The following is a 17,567-nucleotide window of genomic DNA, read 5'->3' as shown; positions in this document are numbered from 1 at the left end:
CAGCAGAAGCTCGTATCCCTGGCGGCCGCCGGCCAGGCGACCCGCGTCCCGCTCCCACAGCGGGCAGGCCGTCGCTTTTCAGCGCGGCGGCGCGGTCCGGGGGTTACACCTTGCCCTCGCCGTAGAAGCGTACGTAGTCGACCGTCATCCGCGCGGGCGACGGCGTGGAGGCATCGGGAGGGCCGGGCCAGTCGCCTCCGACGGCGACGTTGAGCAGCAGGTGCATGTCCTGCTCGAAGACCCAGTCGCGCTTCGCGGGCAGCTTCGCCGGGGTCAGGGTGAAGTATGGCTCGCCGTCCACGGACCAGGTGATGCGGTGCGGTCGCTTGTCGATGGCGTAGGTGTGGAACGCCCGTGACGCGTCGGCGGGGAGCGTGGTGGAGCCGCCGATCCCCTTCTCGTTGTAGTAGGTCGGCCCGTGCGCGGTGCCGTACACCGTCCGCGGTTCGCCGCCGACCACCTCGCAGATGTCGATCTCACCCTGTCCGGGCCATTCGACTCCGTTGTCCCCCAGCATCCAGACCGCCGGCAGCAGTCCCGTGCCGGTGGGTATCTTGGCGCGGATCTCCACGCGTCCCCGGGTGAGTGCGACCTTTCCCTCCGTGGTCAGACGGGCCGAGGTCCATGGACAGTGCTTTCGCGTGTGGCACGGGAGCTTCGCTCCGGCGGGGGACGGCCGCGCCGAGATCACGAGGTGCCCCGAGCCGTCGAGTGCGGAGTTGGCCGCGTCATCGGTGTAGTACTGCAGCTCGTTGTTGCCCCACCCCTCGGCGTCCCGGTTCCCGATCTCGGTGTTCCAGAACTTCTCCGAGGGCCGGACGGCTGCGGCCCCATCGAACTCGGCCCGCCAGAACGGCTTGTCCCCGGACGAGGGGGCGCCCCCGCCCACCGGGGCGGAGCCGCATCCGGACAACAACCCGCCCAGCGCCAACAGAAGGGCCAGACGGGTACGTCGGTTCATCACGCTGCTCCTGAAAGATCGTGCGTACCGCACGAACCTTACAAACTCAAGAGCCGCAGTGCGCTGAGAGTGTCCCGCCGTGGGGCGGCGTACGCCAAGAACATGCCCCCGGCGTCCCATTCCGCCGGGCCAGGGCTGCCACAACACCGCCGGTCAGAACCTGGTCCGGCGTTCGAGCGTCGCCGATCGCCCGATTTCGCTGGCCGACGGGACGGAGCCCCCATAAGACTCTGGGCGCTTCCGATCTCTGAACGGAGAGACGCATCATGCGGCTACCACCGGTGCCACGAACCAGCACCACGTCCCGATCCGGCCCGCGCGCTCAGGGTGGGCAGCGACCCTCACCGCGCTGCTGGCCGTAGGCCTGTTCGCAGAGCGCCGTGGGGTTGTGGGCTCCACGGCCATCGAGCCGGTTTGGCCAGTGGGTCAGGGCCCGGAACCGGGGTCTGGGTGCACGGGCCTGGTGATGCCGGCTCGTACGGCCTCCAGTTGGGCCGCGAAGGCCACACCCAAGAAGAGCGCGACGCCGGCCAGATTGGCCCAGAGGAACAGGGCCATCAGGGCGGTCAGCGGCCCGTACAACGAACCGAAGGACCCGCTGTGCCCCACGTAGAGGGCCAGCAGCCAGGTAGTGGTGATCCATAGGACGAGCTGTACGGCGGATCCGAACGCCAGCCAGGTGTAACCGGGTTGGTCGCGCCGGGGCGCCCACCGCAGGACAACAGTCGACGCCAGGCAAGCGAGCGCCACCCCCACTGGGATCTTCCCCCAATCCCACCAGCTCAGCCACGCCCCGGGCCAGCCGAACACCTCCGCCAGCGCCTTGCCCACCGCCCCGCCGGCCACCGTCACGAGAAAGCCGAGCACCAGCGGCCCGCCCGCGCCGACCGCCAGCAGCAGGCTGCGGCCGTACTTCTCCAGGAAGGGCCGGTCGCGTTCGATCCCGTAGATGCGGTTGCACCCCCGCTCGACCTGGCCCATGGCCGATGCGAGGTTCAGTACGGCGAAGGCGAGGCCCAGCCACATGGCCACGGTGCCCGCCGTGCCGGCACCGGCGTGCGTGCGGGTGGCCAGCAAGCCTTCGCGCACGAGCTCGTGGCTGGCCGTCGGAACGATCTCGCCCAAGGTGAGTTCGATCAGCCGTCCGACGCTTTGTGTGTGAACGGCCGCAGAGACCCCGACCAGGGCGATGGCGAGCGGCACCATCCCGATGACCAACTGGAAGGCGAGGGCCCGCGCGAAGCTGAATCCGTCGGCGTAGCGGAAGCGCAGGAACGCGTCGGTCACCAGTCGGCGGCCCCCGTAGCGGCGCAGAGCGCTCCAGGCTTCGTCTCCGGACAGCTCGTCACCGATCATGTCCCTCGTCTGCGGTACGTGCACCACGGTTCCCATGCAGGAGATGTGCTCCGCCGGCCCGTTTCCATGCGGCCGGGGCGCCATCGTCGAAGCTCCGTCGTATGGAGGGAACCGGGAAGGTCACCTCCGCGACGGAGCTTCGTTGCGCGGACACGCATTCCTTACGATGATCCAAACGAAACCGCTTAACTGGCGACGATGGCACCGAGGATCATTCCGCCGATCAGTCCGACGGCGCCGACTATCAGGGCGATGGTGGAGAGCCGTTCGTGTCGAGCGAATTTGGCGATGGCGGCCAGGATCAGCCCGCCCAGTCCGAACACGATCGGCAGGAAGAGGAAACCGATCGCGCCCAGCACGATCGCGATGATGCTGAGAACGTTCTCGCTGGCACCGCTCTTGGCCGGGGCGTGGTGCTGCCCGGCGGGCTGGTTGCCGTACTGCGTAGTCATCTCTCGCTCCTTCGAATCGGTCGCTCCTGGAACCGGCCTCGGTCGGCCTCCTATCGCTCGATTGCCCCGAAATCCCGTCCGCAGACGCCGAGTTGACCACGTAGTTGTCCACTCCACCCGGAGTGCGGCCAACGTGTGGAGCCGGTGGGTGTGTTCACCGTTCACTGCCACCGTGAGGGTTCGGCGGGTGTCGGGGCAAAGCTGCTTGCGGCGTTCGTGCGCCCGCTCGGTAAAGGCGACCGTGCACAGCGCGCCGTGCGTGTCAGGCCAGCAGTGCCGCGGCGCGGCACCGTGCCTGGTGCAACCAGGAGGCGCGGGTTTCGTCGGAGGAGTCGGTGAGTGTTCGGAAGACGACCCGGCGAACGTCGGCAACTCCTGCGTAAGGCAGGATGCATGACGCCCAGATCCTTTGCAGCGGGTCTCCGAACTCGGCCTCTTCGCGGTCGGCGGGTGTATCGGAGGTGTTCAGGACGAGGGCTCGGCCGGCTCTCAGTAGCCCTTCGGGCTCCCCTTGGGGGGTTCCCAGTTTGTAGGCAACGCCGGGCGCGAGGACACGCTGCACCCAACCTGCAAGGACAGCGGGTGGCATGCCCCACCAATTCGGATGTACGAACACCAAGGCGTCAAGTGTGGCCACCTCCGCCCGATGAAGCGCCACCTGCGCATCGTGAGTGCTGGTGGCAGACCGGACTGTGTCCGTCTCGTCGGCGGTCAGCTCAGGTACGAATTCCTCAGCGTAAAGATCATGCGCGAGGACCTCGCATCCGAGGTCGCGCAGGTGTTGCACAACGGCATGGAACAGTGCGTGGTTGAAACTGCCAGACCGTGGGTGCGCGAGGTAGACCCCAATACGCGGCATTCGTCCCCCAAATAGCATCGATGTCGTCAGTCGAGCGGGGGAGTGCAGGCGGTCCCGCCCGGCTGATCATCATGGTCGGTGAGGACTGCTCATGGAACTGGTTGACAAGATCCGGGTGGAACACATTCGCCCGTATCCGCCGACAAGCCGTCCACCCCGCGGGAGCAGGCTGCCACCGAGCAGCAGACCAGGCAGAAGGTTGCGTTCCTCCGTGCCAACCTGCGGCTATGGGTGCGTACGTGTTCCCCCCTCGTGCGAGTTACTGATGTCGAGGGAACGGGCAGCCAATCGTGGTGGTGCACGTGCGGGGCAGCCCATGATGAGCACGCACGAACACACACCTGAGCCACAAGGCTCACCTGATGGAAGGCAGCTGTTGTGAAGGTCCAGCCGAGTACCACCGGAGTTCAGGCCGGCTATGTCACCCAAGTAGCCGCGGATCTGGAAACCAACCTCAAGGAACAGGAACGCATCGGGGCTGAGGTCGCAGCGCTGCAGGAGCAGTTGCAGGCGCTGGAGAGGGATCAGGCAGTGTTGCTCAAGGTGCAGCAGGCACTGGGCTCCTCGGAGGTACCGGCGCGTGCCGCGAAGAAGGCGTCGGCCCGCAAGAAGCAGGTGCCCGCACCACGGGCCGGCGCGCGCAAGTCCGGAACGACCCGGGCGAAGGACAAGGGGCCCGAGCAGATCGGCAAGGCCGCCTCGAAGAAGCCGGCGCAACCGGCAGCGGGGCCGACCCTGGTCGAGCTGATCGGCGACTATCTGCGCACGCAGAGCGAGCCGCGCTCGGCGGCCGAAATCACCACTGCCCTCGCTCAGGCTCACCCCGACCGGCTCATCAAGCCCGGCGTCGTGCGAACCACGGTCGAGAACCTGGTCGCCAAGGGCCGGGCCGAACGCGCCAAGCAGGGCTCCTCGGTGTTCTACACCACAGTCGCCCCGGCCGCAGTGCCTTCCGGTACGCAGCAGCCCCAGACATCCACCGACTGAGCAACGGTTCGGACGTCCGCGTCGCCGGCGTTCTCGTTCGCCTGGCCAAGGCCGGCCTTATAGGGGTAGCGCAGCGGGCGCCGGGGCCGAGGTTGAGGCCGGTGAGGCGGCCATCTCGGTGGTTGTCGCTCGTGGTGGGCATGTCGGGCTTGGCGAGTGCTTGGCCGATGTACTGGGCCTGCGGGTCGCCCCCGGCCGGGGCGAGGTCGTCGAGACGGTCCTGTGCCGGCGGGGGCGGCCGGACGCTCTCCACGAGCGTGCTCGCCGGCGTGACGGTGGGCGCGGTGACAGCGCGGGCGGCGGCATCGGTGAGGGGGCGCCACGGTCCGACGGGAAGCACGGCGCCGGGTTCGTAGGCAATCGGCCCGGGGCTCGTGGACGGTGGTCGGTCCCTGTGGTGGGTTGAACTCCGGCGCCGGTCCTGATCGGTCCGTGCCGGGGCACCTTCGGCCGACGGTACTCACGCACCACGCAAGCCCCGGGTGACGGCCCGGGGCGGTTGCCGCGCGCACTCCCACCTGGGGCGAGGGGGAAGAGGAACGGCGAGGGGAGCCGGGCCGCAGCGGCCCGGCTCCCCTCTCAACGGCTTCCCGACCCCCGGTCGTACCGGGGGTCGGGGAGGGGTGGGTGTCAGCAGGCGCCGAGGTCCTGCCAAGCGCCCCATTGACCGGTGGTGCCGGGCTCCTCACCCGTCGTCCACCATTTGGCCTTCCAGGTGTGGCCCTTGTGGGAGACCTGCTGACCGCCGGTGTAGACGGTGCTCTTGGCCCAGGCGTCGATCGTGCACTGGCTGCCGCTGCCGCCGGTGACGGTCAGGGCGTAGGTCGCCGAGTGGCTGCCGGTGGTGCCCGCTCCGGTGACGGTGACGGTGTAGGTGCCCGAGGCGGCTGCCGAGGTGGTGGCGAGGGTGAGCGTCGAGGTGCCGCCCGCCGTGACGGACGCCGGACTGAGGGAGGCGGTCACGCCGGCGGGGGCGCCGCTGACCGACAGCTTCACCGGCTGCGCCTGACCGGCCGTGACGGCCGTCTTCACAGTGGCGGTGGCGGACTGGCCGGCCGTCACGGAGCCCGAGGCGGGGCTGAGCGCTACGGAGAAGTCGTTGGCCGGGGTGCCGGTGCCGCTGGTGAAGGGGGCGAAGATGTGGCTGAAGTCCCAGGTGTTCTGCTGGATGCCGGAGCAGTTGTCCGCCGCGGCCCCGCCCGGGCAGCTGCCGTTGTCCCGCTGCAGCGCCCAGAAGGACAGGGTGTTGATGCCCTTGGCGACCGCCCAGTCGTAGACCGTACGGGCGTTGGCCAGGGTGAAGGTCTCCGCCGGGCCGAAGTCGTCGACACCCGGCATCTCGGTGATGCCGACCATGTTCCACAGCTGGGCCGGGGTCTTGCTCGGGTACAGCCCGGCGAGGAAGTCGTACAGGCCCTGGGCGGCGGTCTGGGTGTCCTTCGCCATGTCATGGGTCTGGTTGTCGTAGTAGTCGAACGTCATGAGGTTCACGACGTCGACCCGGGTGCCGTTGCTGACGGCGTTGCGCAGCAGCGCCTTGCCGTTGTCCGCGAGGCCGTGCGTGGTGGTCGGCAGGGTGTAGGAGATCTCCACCTTGCGCCCGTTGGCCGCCGCCCAGTCCTGGACGATCTTGATGGCCTTGTTGCGCCGGTCGATGCCCGCCGTGTTGTCGAGCGAGTCGATCTCGATGTCCATGTCGAGCCGCGAGATGTCGTAGGTGGTGATGACCTTCTCGTACGCGGCGGCGATCTGCTGGACGTCGGTGCAGCTGTCGGCCAGTTCGGTGCCGGTGGTGTCGGCGGTGTAGCCACCGAAGGAGGGGATGACGTCGCCGCCGTTGGCCTGGATGGTCTTGATGTCGCTGCCGAACGTGGAAGCGGCGACCGGCATGGTCGTGTCGCCGTTCCAGTACGGAGTGCAGGAACCCTTCGTGGCCGTCTGGAGGAAGGCCATCGTCAGGTGCTTGGCGCCGGACTGCGCGGCCAGGGCTGCGGGGCTGTCGCCGGTCCAGGCCTCGAAGTAGGGGGCGAAGACGTGGTTCGGCAGGGGTGTCGCGGCCTGGGCGGTGCCGGTTCCCGTGAGGGCGAGGCCCAGCGCGGCCGCCGTGGTGGCGGCTGCGGTGACGGCCGCGCGGAAGGGAAGCGCGAATCTCATGTCAGTCCCGGAGTGTGGTGGGGGGGAAGCCGATGTCCGTGCGGGGGAAGCGTGGTGCCGAGTAATGGATAGCGCCCGCCCGACCACGGGTCAATGGTCTGGACCAAAGAGGGACTAGACCAATCCGGGGTCCCCGCATGGCCCACCGCTGTACAGGGCATCCAGTAGTGGGCTGGACCAACGTTCAACTTCCAGCGAGGCGCGTCGCCCCGCGGGTCGGGACGGACCGATGGACGAAGCCTTCCGTCCATGGCCCAAGTGCGCGCACCGAAGTCAGTGGCGTACGGGCGGCCCTCAGTTTCCCGGGGGGGGGCGACGCGGCGATTGGCGCCAGGTGGCCGTCGGGGCCTGTGCCTCGTGGTTGGGGAACACGGGTCGGCAGGCGTGCGCCGCATCGGTATCTGTTCGCTGTCATTTCCCCGGCAACGTCCAGTGCCGCGACGTGCCCAAGTCACCGTTACCCCCTGTCCCTCCGGTCGTTTCCTTCTCAAGGGCGGAAGCGGGACGTGGAAAGGGGTGCGAGGTGGCGGTCGGTATCTCGCCTGTACGGGCATGGTGTGCGGTGGTGCTTTCAGCGTGGCTGTGCGCTTCAGCGGCCATTCCGGCGAGCGCTGCAGGGGGGGGCCACACGAGGTGAACTTGGCTGCCATGGGCCGGTGGTGGGCTGTGTGGCTGAGGCACAGGAGACGCTGCGGCAGGTGCGGGACGAGCTGGGGTGCGACCACCGGGCGCCGTTCCCGGCGATCTACGTGCACCTTGAGCAGTCCCTCAAGGACGCGGTACGCAACCCGCGCGCGTTCGACGAACCGTCCTGGCTGGCGGGCGACCTCAACACCGGGTTCGTCAACCTCTACCTGTCCGCCCGGCAGGCCGACCAGGACGGCCGCACCGTTCCTGCCGCCTGGGGCATCGCCTTCGCGGCGGCCCGTGCCGACGGCGTCACCGCCGGGCAGGACGTACTGCTCGGTGCCAACGCCCACATCCAGCGCGACATGCCCTACGTGCTCGCCCGCCTGGGACTGCGCAGCCCCGACGGTTCCTCACGCAAGGCGGACTACGACCGCTTCCAGACCGTTCTCGACCGCGCCTATGGCCCTGCGGTACGCGACGTCGCCGCCCGCTACGACCAGATCGTGGCACTCGCCGACGACCAGTGGAACCCCATCGCCGGCCTCACCGCCTCCCAGCTCTTCCGCTCCTGGCGCGAGACCGCCTGGACACACGCCCGGCAACTCCGCGACGCCCCTGACGAGAGTGCCCGCCGCAACGTGGTGCGCTCCATCGAGGCGAACGCCGAACGCTGGGCCGCCCGGTTGGCCGCACCCCGCATCCCCGACTACCGCCGCATCCGCGACCGTTACTGCGCTGCCCACAATCCTTCGTGATCGCTGAGGCCCGCCACCGGGTCACGCGGCCTCGGCGGGCCCGTTCGCGCTCACTGAGCTTGTTCTTTCTTCCAGCCTCGAACGGTGTCTCGCACCGAGTCGCTCACCTGAGGTTTGCCGGACGTGAGGGCGGCCTTCGTCTGATCCTGTGCTCCGACCAAGGTGCACGTGACCGAGACGAAGGCCGGGCGAAGACGGCGTCGCAGTTCATCCCGGGCTGGCCCTGCTCCTTCGTCGCCGTCCTGGAGCCGGGCGCCACCTCTTGGACCGCCATCCTGGACGCGGTCCGGCTCGGCCCGGTGGACGACGCCACCGCGGTCACCGCCGCCCAGCTGCGGGGAGTCGTTGAACGGCTCATCGCCGTAGGTCAGTGGCGGGCCGGGGGCCCGGACATCGCGACCGTCAGCAATGCCGGCTACGACGTCACCCGCCTGCCCTGGGGCCAGCGCGATCTACCGGTCGAGGTGGTCGGTCGGGTCCGCTCCGACCGCGTCATGCGACTGCCGGAGCCGCCTCACGCCTACGACCCGAAGGGCGACCGGTCGCCTAAGCACGGCCCGGAATTCCACATCGCCAAGCCGGAGACCTGGCCCGAGCCCGGGATCACCACGGTCACCGCAACTAGCAACTAGCAACTAGCAACTAGCGACTACGGCAAGGCCGAGGCGCAGGCATGGGACCGGGGCCACCCACGGCTCACCCACCGCTCCTCATGGCTCGACCACGACGGCGAACTTCGCCCCATTGGGGGGCACGTTGATCCGGTTGAAGGCCGAGCATCCATCGAAGGACCGTGATGCCCCGCCGGTATGGTTATGGTCCTCCAAGACCGGCGTCACTCCGGACGACGTGGACCGCTTCTGGCAGGCTCGGGTCCGCCGGAGGTTCAGGAACACCCGCGCTCACCTCGCCTGTTCGACCCGTGTTCCCCAACCACGAGGCACAGGCCCCGGACGACCACCTGGCGCCAAGAACAAACACCGGGCACCCCGCTACGAGGTCGGCAAGACCGTCAAACGCCCCGAGACCGTCAAGGCCATCGGTAAGACTGGCAGGCCTGGTAGATAGAGAACAAGCTCAGAGCCTGTCTTTGAACCCCCGCCGCTTCGCAGGGGGCAAAGACAGGCTTCTAGAGGGTGTCCGGGGAGTGATTCTCCGTTTCCACTTCCGCCTCCAGCTCGTCTCTGATCGCCTCATCGAGTTCACGCCGAAGCGGCGCCACCACCTCGGCCCAGTAGCGTGGAGCATCCGCCGCGCTGATCGAGGAGCGCGCGTGCCGGGGCCAGATGATGCCCAAGGCCACGTACGTAACGCTGCGAGCCAGGGTTGCGACGCTTCTACTTACAGCATGAATGGCGAGTGCGTGTTCCGCCCGATGCACTTGGCTTCCGGCTGCTCTGACCTGCAACTGGTCGAACGGTTCAGCGAACACGGCCTCCCGCATCTCCGACAACGCATTTTGCATGCCCATGTACCTGGCGTGCCGTTCTTCACGTTTCCGGCGTTCCGTCTCCGCTCGGTTCTGGCGGCGCAGAACTTCCAAGGCGCCTTGGTGGGTCTTCTCCGCGACCTCCATCGCAGTTCGATGGGCGGCTTCTGCTTGTGCCATCGCCGTTCTGTGTGCAGCCTCGGCCTGTGCCAGCACAGCCCGCTTCTGCCAGTGCCCCACCAAGGCGGTAACGGGGATGCCGGCAAGGGCGATGATCGCCACGAGGTTGCCTAGGTCCATGCTCGATACCCTCCGTCATATGGGACAGCTCATGCCCCAGCATGAGCTGTCCCGGGGACCGGGAAGGGAGTTCGAGCAGAAATTGACCTGGTGGCGGGCGGTGTCGTCGGTCATGGCCTTGCACGCCACCGACGGTCGGCGCAAGAGATCCGTCGCCACTTTCGTGGCCACCTGCTTGTCGGCGACCAGGTCGTGCGCGGCCTCGATCTTCTCCTGCACGCTCTCCGGGCCTGGCCCGTGGTAGCCGACCCGCTGCCGCGTTGTCTCCGGTGTCCACCGCCGTTTCCCGGTCCGCTCGTCCAGCGGCGGATTCTTGCTCGCCGCCCACCGTTCCTCGTAGTCGGAAATCCCCGCGAGGATCTGGTGCGTGCTGAAAGCAACCCCCGCGCACCGGTGCCGCTCCGGAAACCGGCTCGCCACCACCGGTACTCCTTGATCGCGTTGTACGGGACGTTGATGTCCTCCGACAACCGATACGGCCACGCCGAGACGCCGAACAGGTCATCACGGAAGGACCGACCGCTGTGCGGCTCGGCCATGGGCACCACATGGCCGCGAAGAAGGGGAACTTCAGCCCACTTCAACTAGCGTGCGGGTCAGCCCTTTTCGCGGCGACTTCGCACGTCATCCTGCGACGATCACTGAGGTGCGTGCCTGAGGAGGTCGGCCGGGGGACGACAGGTCGCTCGCACCGGAACACCGATCCGCTACGGCGGTTCGCGCCTGTCGCCCGGTCCCGCTGGTGCGGTCGTCGAGGGGCGGTGGTCGCGCGCCGCGGGCGGCTCCCCCGCCCGTTCCTCCAGGCCGGCCGGGACTCCGCCGCCGACGGCACCGGCGCCCACCACCTCGACGGCGACATCGACGAGGTGCGCACCTGGGCGGGGCCCTCTCCGAGGAGGAGATCAGGACGGTGGCGCGGGAAGGGGAACACTCCGGGCCGTGGCCGAGCGCGGGCCGACCCGGATCCTTCTCGCACCTGAAACCCTCTCGGGGTCGCCGTGCCGCCCCACGGGGTGCTTGCGGCGCGCTCAGTCGCCCTTCGTGCCGACCGCCGCGTCGAGGAGGGGGCCCAGTTCGCGGACCACGGTCGTCAGAGCACGGACGTCCCGTTCGGCCCGGGCGAGAAGCACGGCCCCCTCCAGGCTGCTGACCATGAGGGTGGCCAGCCCACCGGCCCGCTCCTCCGGCACGCCCATCCCGGTCAGAGCCTCGGCCACCGCTCCGGTCCATGTGCGGAACGCGGCGGCCGCGGCCTGCCGGGCGGAGGGGACCGATTCCGCACAGTCCACCGTGGCGGCCGCCACCGGACAGCCTCCGGCGAAGCCCGCCGTCTCGTACTCGTCGGTCCACTGGCGCACCATCGCGGCGAACAGACCGCTCGGCGTCGGCTCGGGCAGGGCGGCCAGGAAGCGGGCGACCCGCTTCGCCGCATAACCACCCGCCCAGCCCACCGCCTCCGCGACCAACTGCGCTTTCCCGCCGGGAAAGTAGTGCTGGAGCGAACCACGAGGCGCCCGGGCGTCGGCGGCGACCTCGCGCATACCGGTGGAGAGGACTCCCTCGCGCCGGATGAGCTGCGCGGCGCTGAAGACCATCCGTTCGCGCGGCCCCCGTTCCACCTCGGCCATCGCCGCCCTCCGTCATCTCAGTCGTAGGTGTGTTGCCGGCTCACCCTACGACCGCCCTCACCCTCTGACGGTCGTCACCATATGACGACCGTCATAATCCCCGCTACCATGACCGCTGTCATAGTCGGAGGTCTCGGCGGCCGCCCGGCTCTCGGGCGGGCGGAAAGGGCGGTACGTCATGGGCGTCGGCAGCGTCGGCTTCATCGGCCTGGGAGTCATGGGACAGCCCATGGCGCTGAACCTGGCCCTTGCCCCCGGGACGCGGCTCGTGGTGTGGAACCGCACGGCCGAGCGGTGCGAGCCGCTGCGCGCCGCGGGCGCCGAGGTCGCGGCAAGCGCCGAGGAGGTCTTCCGCCGGACGGACACCGTGTTCCTCATGCTGGCCGACGAGGCCGCCGTCGACACGGTCCTCGCGCGCGGCACCCCGGCTCTCGGCGCACGTGTCGCCGGCCGCACCGTCGTCCACATGGGCACCACCTCGGCCGAGTACTCCCGTAGCCTGCAGGACGACATCCGGGCCGCGGGCGGACGGTACGTCGAGGCTCCCGTCTCCGGGAGCCGGGTCCCCGCCGAACGGGGCGAGCTGGTGGGGATGCTCGCGGGGGACGAGGACGCCGTGACGGACGTACGGGCGCTGCTCGCCCCGATGTGCCGCGAGACCTTCCCCTGCGGGGCCGTCCCGGGGGCGCTGCTCATGAAGTACTCCGTGAACCTGTTCCTGATCACCGTGGTCACGGGACTCGCCGAGTCCTTCCACTTCGCCGACCGGCACGGCCTCGACCAGGGCCTGCTGCGCGCTGTGCTGGACGCGGGCCCCCTGGCCAGCGCCGTCTCACGCGTCAAGGCGCCGAAGCTGCTCGACCGGGACTTCTCGGTCCAGGCGGCCGCCGCGGACGTCCTGAAGAACAATCGGCTGATCGCCGAAGCCGCCCGCGAGGCCGGTCTGGCGTCCCCGCTCCTCGACGTCTGCCACGCCCTCTACGACGAGACAGTGCGCCGGGGGTACGGCGGCGAGGACATGGTCGCGGTGCTCCACGCGATCGAGGCCCGGACCGCCGGGGCGACGACACGGACGACACCGGCGACCGCGGAGCGGACCCGGTAGCCCGCGAGCGGCCCGCGGCGGGCGGCCGACGGCCACCCGACGTGACGACGGCCGACGCCACCCCGTGCCGGCGCAGCCGCACCAGCAGCCGCACCAGCAGCCGGTCGGCTCCGGGTATTCGGCTCCGGGGAGGCCCCGGGCCGGATGCGGGTCTCGGGTTCGTGTGCGGTGTGCTGTCCGTTTCCGCACCTGGAGTGCCGTGTGGTCAGGTTCCTGGGACTACTCCAAGGACGGCGGCTCCTCAAGGGCTGTGTCACCACATACAGGAGCTACTTCGCCGACCGCGCACGTTCAGATGAGGCTGTAGTGGACCGCGCAGGCCACCGCGTGCGAGCGGTTGCGGGCGTGCAGGCGGGACATCATCTCGTAGATGACGTTCTTGACGGTGTGCTCCGAGCAGGACAGGGTGCGCGCGATCACCGCGTTGCCGTGGCCCTCCGCCATCAGGGCCAGTACCGACGTCTGGCGGGCCGTCAGCTGAGGCGTGACTGCGGCCGGTTCGGGGCGCGGGGCGGGCAGTGCGGTGTGACCGCCGAGCAGCCGGACCAGGTCCGGGTAGGGCATCTCGACGGTGTCCGGGGCCGGTTCGGGGGCGGGCGCGAGACCGGTGGCGACCTGGGCCAGCATCCGGCTCAGCCGGCCCGCTTCGAGGGCCGCTTCGAGGGCGGGTTCCCTGGTGGCCGGGCGGGTGGTCGGGCGGCCGGCCCCGCGGGCGGACGAGCGCGGCGGTGCGGCGACGGCGCTCACAGCATGCCTGCCCGGAGGGCGTAGGCGACCGCGTGGGCGCGGTTGCGCAACCGGAAGCGCTGGGTGATGTTCTGGACCACGGTGGTCACCGTCCGCGGTGAGTAGCAGAGCCGTTCGGCTATCTCGCTGGTCTCGTGTCCGTCCGCGACCATCCGCAGGACCGACCGCTCCCGGTCGTTGAGCCCGGCCGCGTCCCAGGGACCGGCCACCGCGTCGGCCGCCGTGCCCCGGCCGCCGGCGTGTTCCAGCAGCAGGTCCAGCAGGTCCGGCGGCAGCGTGCAGTCACCGCGGGAGGCGGCCCGTACGGCCCGGGCGAGACGGACGGGATCCGCCTCGCGGCGGCGCAGCAGCCCCCGGGCCCCCGCCGCGATGGCGTGCAGGGCGTCAGTGGGCTCCAGCTCCCCCGCCACCAGCACCACGTCGGGCCGGGACGGGGTCTCCCGGATCGAGCGCAGTACGTCGAGTTCCGTACGGCCCACCTGGTCCACGGTCATGACCACGACACGGGGTCCGCCACCCGGGGCGGCCAGGATCACCTCGGGGCAGGCGAGCAGGGCGCTCTTGGTGCCGGCTTCCAGCACCGGATCGAGTGCGACGACGTTGACAGGGACGGGTTCTCCCACCGGATCCTCCGAAAGTCATCCGCCTACCGGGTGTCGGGCCGGCGGAGGGGGCGCTGGTTCCCAGAGTGGGGGGCAACCGTGCGGCGGGGCATCGGGCCCCCGCCCCCACATTTGTGAAGACCCGGCGTCACGAGCGTCGGATCCGGTGAAGGGCGCCGCCCGGCTCACCCCCGGCGGGCGTCGCGGCGGGTCGGAGGGGGTGCGCGCGCCGGGGCCGGGCACCGCGGCGGCGGGTGCCGGGCGGTGCGGACGGGGGGTGGTGGGGGCCGCCGCGGGGAATATGGGGGACGTGCCCCCATGTGCGGGGCGGGCGTCTCTGCGAGTCTCCTTCTCGTGACTGACACCGCCGCCGCAGAAACCGAGGTCAGCGGCCTGACCCACTCCTGGTGGGCGCAGGCCCTGAACCTACGGGAGCGGCTCGACGCCCCGGGTGCCCCCGCACCCGCACGGCCCGCCGCCCCCCACTCCCGGCCCGCCTCCTGGGCCCTGGGGGACCCTGAGGGCTTCGCGGCCCGGATGGCGAGCCTGGGGGCCACCGAGGACACCGGGTACGCCCTCGCGGCGGAGCGGTCCTGGCAGCTGGCCGCCCGCGCCGGGAAGCCGGAGTGGGCCGACTACATCGAACGCATCGTGGCCGCGGCCCCGGCCGGGCGCGAGGCAGGCACCGCCGCGCCGGCGGCCGGCTCCGAAGAGGCGGACGGCGCCGCGGTGTTCCTGCCCGCGCTGCGCCCCCTGACCGAGGCGGCCTGGACGGAGGCGGCCGCGCGGATCGAGCTGTCGGAGTCGGAACTGGTCCCGGTCCGCACCGCGTTCGAGGGCTGGCTCGGCGACCGGCTGATCCGCCAGAGCGCCCGGACCCTGGTCAGGGAACTGCACACGGCGCGTGCCGCCGGGCAGTTGGCGGGGGCGACCTCGCGGGAGCGGTTCGCCGACTTCCTCGGCCGGCTCGGCACCCGGGACGGCCTGGCCGCGCTCTTCGCCGGCTACCCGGTACTGGCCCGGATGCTGGCCCAGTCCTGCCTCCACGCCACGGACGCGACGGTGGAACTGGTCCGGCGCTACACCGCCGACCGCGCCGCTGTCGTCCGCGGTCTGCTCGGCGGCACCGAACCCGGAGCGCTGGTACGGATCGACCTCGGCCGCGGCGACGTCCACCAGGGCAACCGGGCGGTGGCCCTGCTGCGCTTCGCCGACGGCGCCACCGTCGTGTACAAGCCCCGCCCGCTCGACCAGCACGTCCTCCTCGGCCAGGCGGTCGCCTGGACGAACGACAAGGTCGCCGGCCTCGGCCTGCGGACCCCGCGCTCGGTGCGCCGGCCGGGATACGGCTGGCTGGAGTTCATCGAGCACGCCTGGTGCACCTCGCCCACGGAGCTGGACCGGTTCTACCGCCGCCAGGGCGCGCTGCTCGCCCTGCTGTACGCGGTGGACGGCGTGGACATGCACTACGAGAACGTCATCGCCTGCCGGGACCAGCCGGTCCTGGTGGACGCCGAGACCCTGCTCCACGCGGGTCTGTCCGCCGCCGTGACCTGCGGATCCGACCCGGCCGCGGCCGCCCTGTCCGCCTCCGTCCACCGCACCTGCCTGCTGCCCAGCCTGCTGATCGGCGAGCACGGCGCCATGGACATCTCCGCCTTCGGCGGCGGCGACGGCGGTTCCTACCCGAGCGAGGGGATGAGCTGGGAAGGCGCCGGAACGGACGAGATGCGGGTGCGGCGCGGTCGCGTCGAGACCCCGGCCGGGCAGAACCGGCCGGCCCCCCGGGACCCGGCCGCCGGTCACGGCGACCACCGGGCCGCGCTGCTCGAAGGCTTCCGGGCGGGCTACGACGCGATCGTCGCGCACCGGTCCGAACTCCTCGGCGAAGACGGGCTGCTGGTCCGCTGGGCCACCAGCCCGGGCCGACTGATCGCCCGCGCCACCCGGCTCTACACGACCCTCCTGGAGGAGTCGACGCACCCCGACGTGCTGTGCGACGCGCTGACCCGGGACGCGCTGTTCGCCGTCCTGTGGGCGGAGTCCGAGAACGACCCGGCCCGCCGGCGCCTGATCGAGGACGAGACCGCCGATCTATGGGCCGGTGACGTGCCGCTCTTCTTCCACCACCCGGCCGACACCGTGGTGCGGACCTCGCGGGGCACGCGCGTCGAAGGGGTGCTGCCCGCGCCGAGCCTGCGGACGGCGCTCGACAAGATCGCCGCCATGGGCGAGGTGGACCGGCACGACCAGGAGTGGATCATCTCGGCCACCCTCGCGGTGACCGGCGCCAACCTCACCGGGGGCCGCCCCCGTTCGGCGCTGGCCGGGCACCCGGCCCCTGCCGTCGTGCCCGAGCCCTCCCGGCTGCTGACCGCGGCCTGCGGGATCGCCGACGAGATCGCGGCCCGCGCCGTGCACGGGGACGGCCGGGTCAACTGGCTCGGCCTGGAGCAGGTCGCCGGGGAGCACTGGGCCGTCCTGCCGATGGGCGGCGGACTCGCCCAGGGCTACTGCGGAGTGGCCCTCTTCCTGGCCCAGCTCGGCGCGCTGACCGGCGCCGGACGCTATACCGCGCTGGCCCGGCAGGCCGCCGCCCCGCTGCCGGAGCTGCTGGCCGCGCTGGCCGCCGGCCCGGCGCTGAGCGCCGCCGTGGGGCCGGGCGCCCTGCACGGACTGAGCGGCATCGTCTACACCGTGGCCCGGCTGGCCGTCCTGCCGGGCGACGGGGACGCGGCCGCGAGCGGGGGCCGTACCGGGGCCGGCCCGCTCCGGGCCGCCCTGCCCGACGCGCTCACCGCCCTCGCCCTGGCCGTCGAAGCCGACCCCGAAGGCCCGGCCGGCCTGGCCGACGGCCTCGCCGGAGCGCTGGCCGCCACCGTCGCCGTGCACCGCCTCACCGGGATGCCGGGCGCCGCCGCCCTCGCGGGTGCCTTCGCCGACCGGCTGCTCGACCGAGCCGCACGGCGCCTGGCCGCCGGAGCCGGTCCTGCGGATCCCGGCTTCGCCCAGGGCGACGCGGGCATCGGCTGGGCCCTGCTGCGCTACGCCGCCGCCGAGGCCGAGCGCGGCCCCGCGGCCACCGCCGCGCGGGCCGCGGAGTGCGCCCGAACCGGCGCCGCGCTGCTGCGCCCCGCGCTGGACGCGGCGCTGAGCCACCCGGCCGACCTCGGCTGGTACTCCGGTCTTGCGGGCACCGCGCTCGCCGCGGCCGACGCACTGGCCCGGGCGGGCCAGCCGGTGCCCCAGGCCGAACTGACCCGGTGCGCGGCGCTGCTGGGCGATCCCGCCGAGGCCGGCCAGTCCACGGAGGGCGCCGAGTTCGACGACCTCAGCCTCGGCCACGGCACGCTCGGCTCCCTGGAACTGCTCAGCGTCCTCGCCGCACAGGGCCACGCCGGCGCCGCCACCGCCCTCACCCGCCGGGCCGGTCAGGTCCTCGGCCGCCTCGAAGACCAGGGCCACCGCTGCGGCACCCCCGACCACGTCCCCTCACCCGGACTCCTCACCGGTCTGTCCGGCATCGGCTACGCCCTGCTCAGGCTGGGCTTCCCGGGGACGGTCCCGTCCGTCCTCCTGCTCCACTGATCCATCCCGTCCCC

Annotated in this window: 14 protein-coding genes and 1 pseudogene; 5 read left to right on the top strand and 10 right to left on the bottom strand. The window is 71.2% G+C overall.

Annotated elements, in window-relative coordinates; genetic code table 11:
- Positions 1–103 precede the first annotated feature (103 nt).
- The 4 genes from ACZ5GP_RS09450 to ACZ5GP_RS09435 all read right to left on the bottom strand — a co-directional run bounded on the left by ACZ5GP_RS09450 (position 104) and on the right by ACZ5GP_RS09435 (position 3,628).
- The gene (locus ACZ5GP_RS09450; RefSeq protein WP_468750266.1) at positions 104–961 is read right to left on the bottom strand and encodes a glycoside hydrolase family 16 protein; all 858 of its coding nucleotides are present in this window, start codon (positions 959–961) and stop codon (positions 104–106) included.
- Positions 962–1,387: 426 nt separating this feature from the next.
- A complete protein-coding gene (locus ACZ5GP_RS09445; protein WP_468750265.1) occupies positions 1,388–2,353 on the bottom strand; it encodes a YihY/virulence factor BrkB family protein in 966 nt (321 codons plus the stop codon).
- 149 nt (positions 2,354–2,502) lie between these two features.
- Positions 2,503–2,769 carry a hypothetical protein gene (locus tag ACZ5GP_RS09440; protein WP_468750264.1) on the bottom strand — a complete coding sequence of 89 codons (267 nt, stop codon included), beginning with the start codon at positions 2,767–2,769 and terminating at the stop codon, positions 2,503–2,505.
- 262 nt (positions 2,770–3,031) lie between these two features.
- Positions 3,032–3,628: an NAD(P)H-dependent oxidoreductase gene (locus ACZ5GP_RS09435; protein ID WP_468750263.1), complete on the bottom strand. Its 597-nt coding sequence runs from the start codon at positions 3,626–3,628 to the stop codon at positions 3,032–3,034.
- A gap of 378 nt (positions 3,629–4,006) precedes the next feature.
- Between ACZ5GP_RS09435 and ACZ5GP_RS09430 the strand changes: the two genes are divergently transcribed.
- Positions 4,007–4,615, top strand: coding sequence for a hypothetical protein (locus tag ACZ5GP_RS09430; protein ID WP_468750262.1), 609 nt, complete (start codon positions 4,007–4,009; stop codon positions 4,613–4,615).
- A 630-nt stretch (positions 4,616–5,245) separates the two neighbouring features.
- Here the strand turns inward: ACZ5GP_RS09430 and ACZ5GP_RS09425 are convergent.
- Positions 5,246–6,769 carry a chitinase gene (locus tag ACZ5GP_RS09425; protein WP_468750261.1) on the bottom strand — a complete coding sequence of 508 codons (1,524 nt, stop codon included), beginning with the start codon at positions 6,767–6,769 and terminating at the stop codon, positions 5,246–5,248.
- Positions 6,770–7,437: 668 nt separating this feature from the next.
- On the opposite strand from ACZ5GP_RS09425, the gene ACZ5GP_RS09420 reads away from it, so the two are divergent.
- A complete protein-coding gene (locus ACZ5GP_RS09420) occupies positions 7,438–8,154 on the top strand; it encodes a DUF5995 family protein (protein ID WP_468750260.1) in 717 nt (238 codons plus the stop codon).
- Positions 8,155–8,336: 182 nt separating this feature from the next.
- Positions 8,337–9,222: pseudogene (locus tag ACZ5GP_RS09415) on the top strand (transposase); the annotation flags it as partial.
- 61 nt (positions 9,223–9,283) lie between these two features.
- Here ACZ5GP_RS09415 and ACZ5GP_RS09410 read toward each other — a convergent pair.
- The 3 genes from ACZ5GP_RS09410 to ACZ5GP_RS09400 form a co-directional block, all read right to left on the bottom strand.
- The gene (locus ACZ5GP_RS09410; RefSeq protein ID WP_468750259.1) at positions 9,284–9,883 is read right to left on the bottom strand and encodes a hypothetical protein; all 600 of its coding nucleotides are present in this window, start codon (positions 9,881–9,883) and stop codon (positions 9,284–9,286) included.
- Positions 9,884–9,898: 15 nt separating this feature from the next.
- Positions 9,899–10,303: a DUF6192 family protein gene (locus ACZ5GP_RS09405; RefSeq protein WP_468750258.1), complete on the bottom strand. Its 405-nt coding sequence runs from the start codon at positions 10,301–10,303 to the stop codon at positions 9,899–9,901.
- 608 nt (positions 10,304–10,911) lie between these two features.
- Positions 10,912–11,511: a TetR/AcrR family transcriptional regulator gene (locus ACZ5GP_RS09400; RefSeq protein WP_468750257.1), complete on the bottom strand. Its 600-nt coding sequence runs from the start codon at positions 11,509–11,511 to the stop codon at positions 10,912–10,914.
- Positions 11,512–11,689: 178 nt separating this feature from the next.
- Between ACZ5GP_RS09400 and ACZ5GP_RS09395 the strand changes: the two genes are divergently transcribed.
- Entirely contained in the window at positions 11,690–12,616 is a 927-nt protein-coding gene (locus ACZ5GP_RS09395) for an NAD(P)-dependent oxidoreductase (RefSeq protein WP_468750256.1), read from the top strand.
- Positions 12,617–12,907: 291 nt separating this feature from the next.
- Here the strand turns inward: ACZ5GP_RS09395 and ACZ5GP_RS09390 are convergent, their stop codons facing one another.
- A complete protein-coding gene (locus ACZ5GP_RS09390) occupies positions 12,908–13,363 on the bottom strand; it encodes a response regulator transcription factor (protein ID WP_468750255.1) in 456 nt (151 codons plus the stop codon).
- A complete protein-coding gene (locus tag ACZ5GP_RS09385; RefSeq protein WP_468750254.1) occupies positions 13,360–13,986 on the bottom strand; it encodes a helix-turn-helix transcriptional regulator in 627 nt (208 codons plus the stop codon). Before ACZ5GP_RS09385 ends, ACZ5GP_RS09390 begins: the two co-directional genes overlap by 4 nt.
- A gap of 333 nt (positions 13,987–14,319) precedes the next feature.
- Here ACZ5GP_RS09385 and ACZ5GP_RS09380 point away from each other — a divergent pair, with 333 nt between their 5' ends.
- Positions 14,320–17,553 (top strand): type 2 lanthipeptide synthetase LanM family protein, encoded by a 3,234-nt coding sequence (locus ACZ5GP_RS09380; protein ID WP_468750253.1) that lies wholly within the window; start codon positions 14,320–14,322, stop codon positions 17,551–17,553.
- The last annotated feature ends 14 nt before the right edge of the window (positions 17,554–17,567 follow it).

The sequence above is a fragment of the Streptomyces sp. NPDC031466 genome, assembly GCF_055581265.1.
This window is presented reverse-complemented; position numbering and strand designations above follow the sequence as displayed.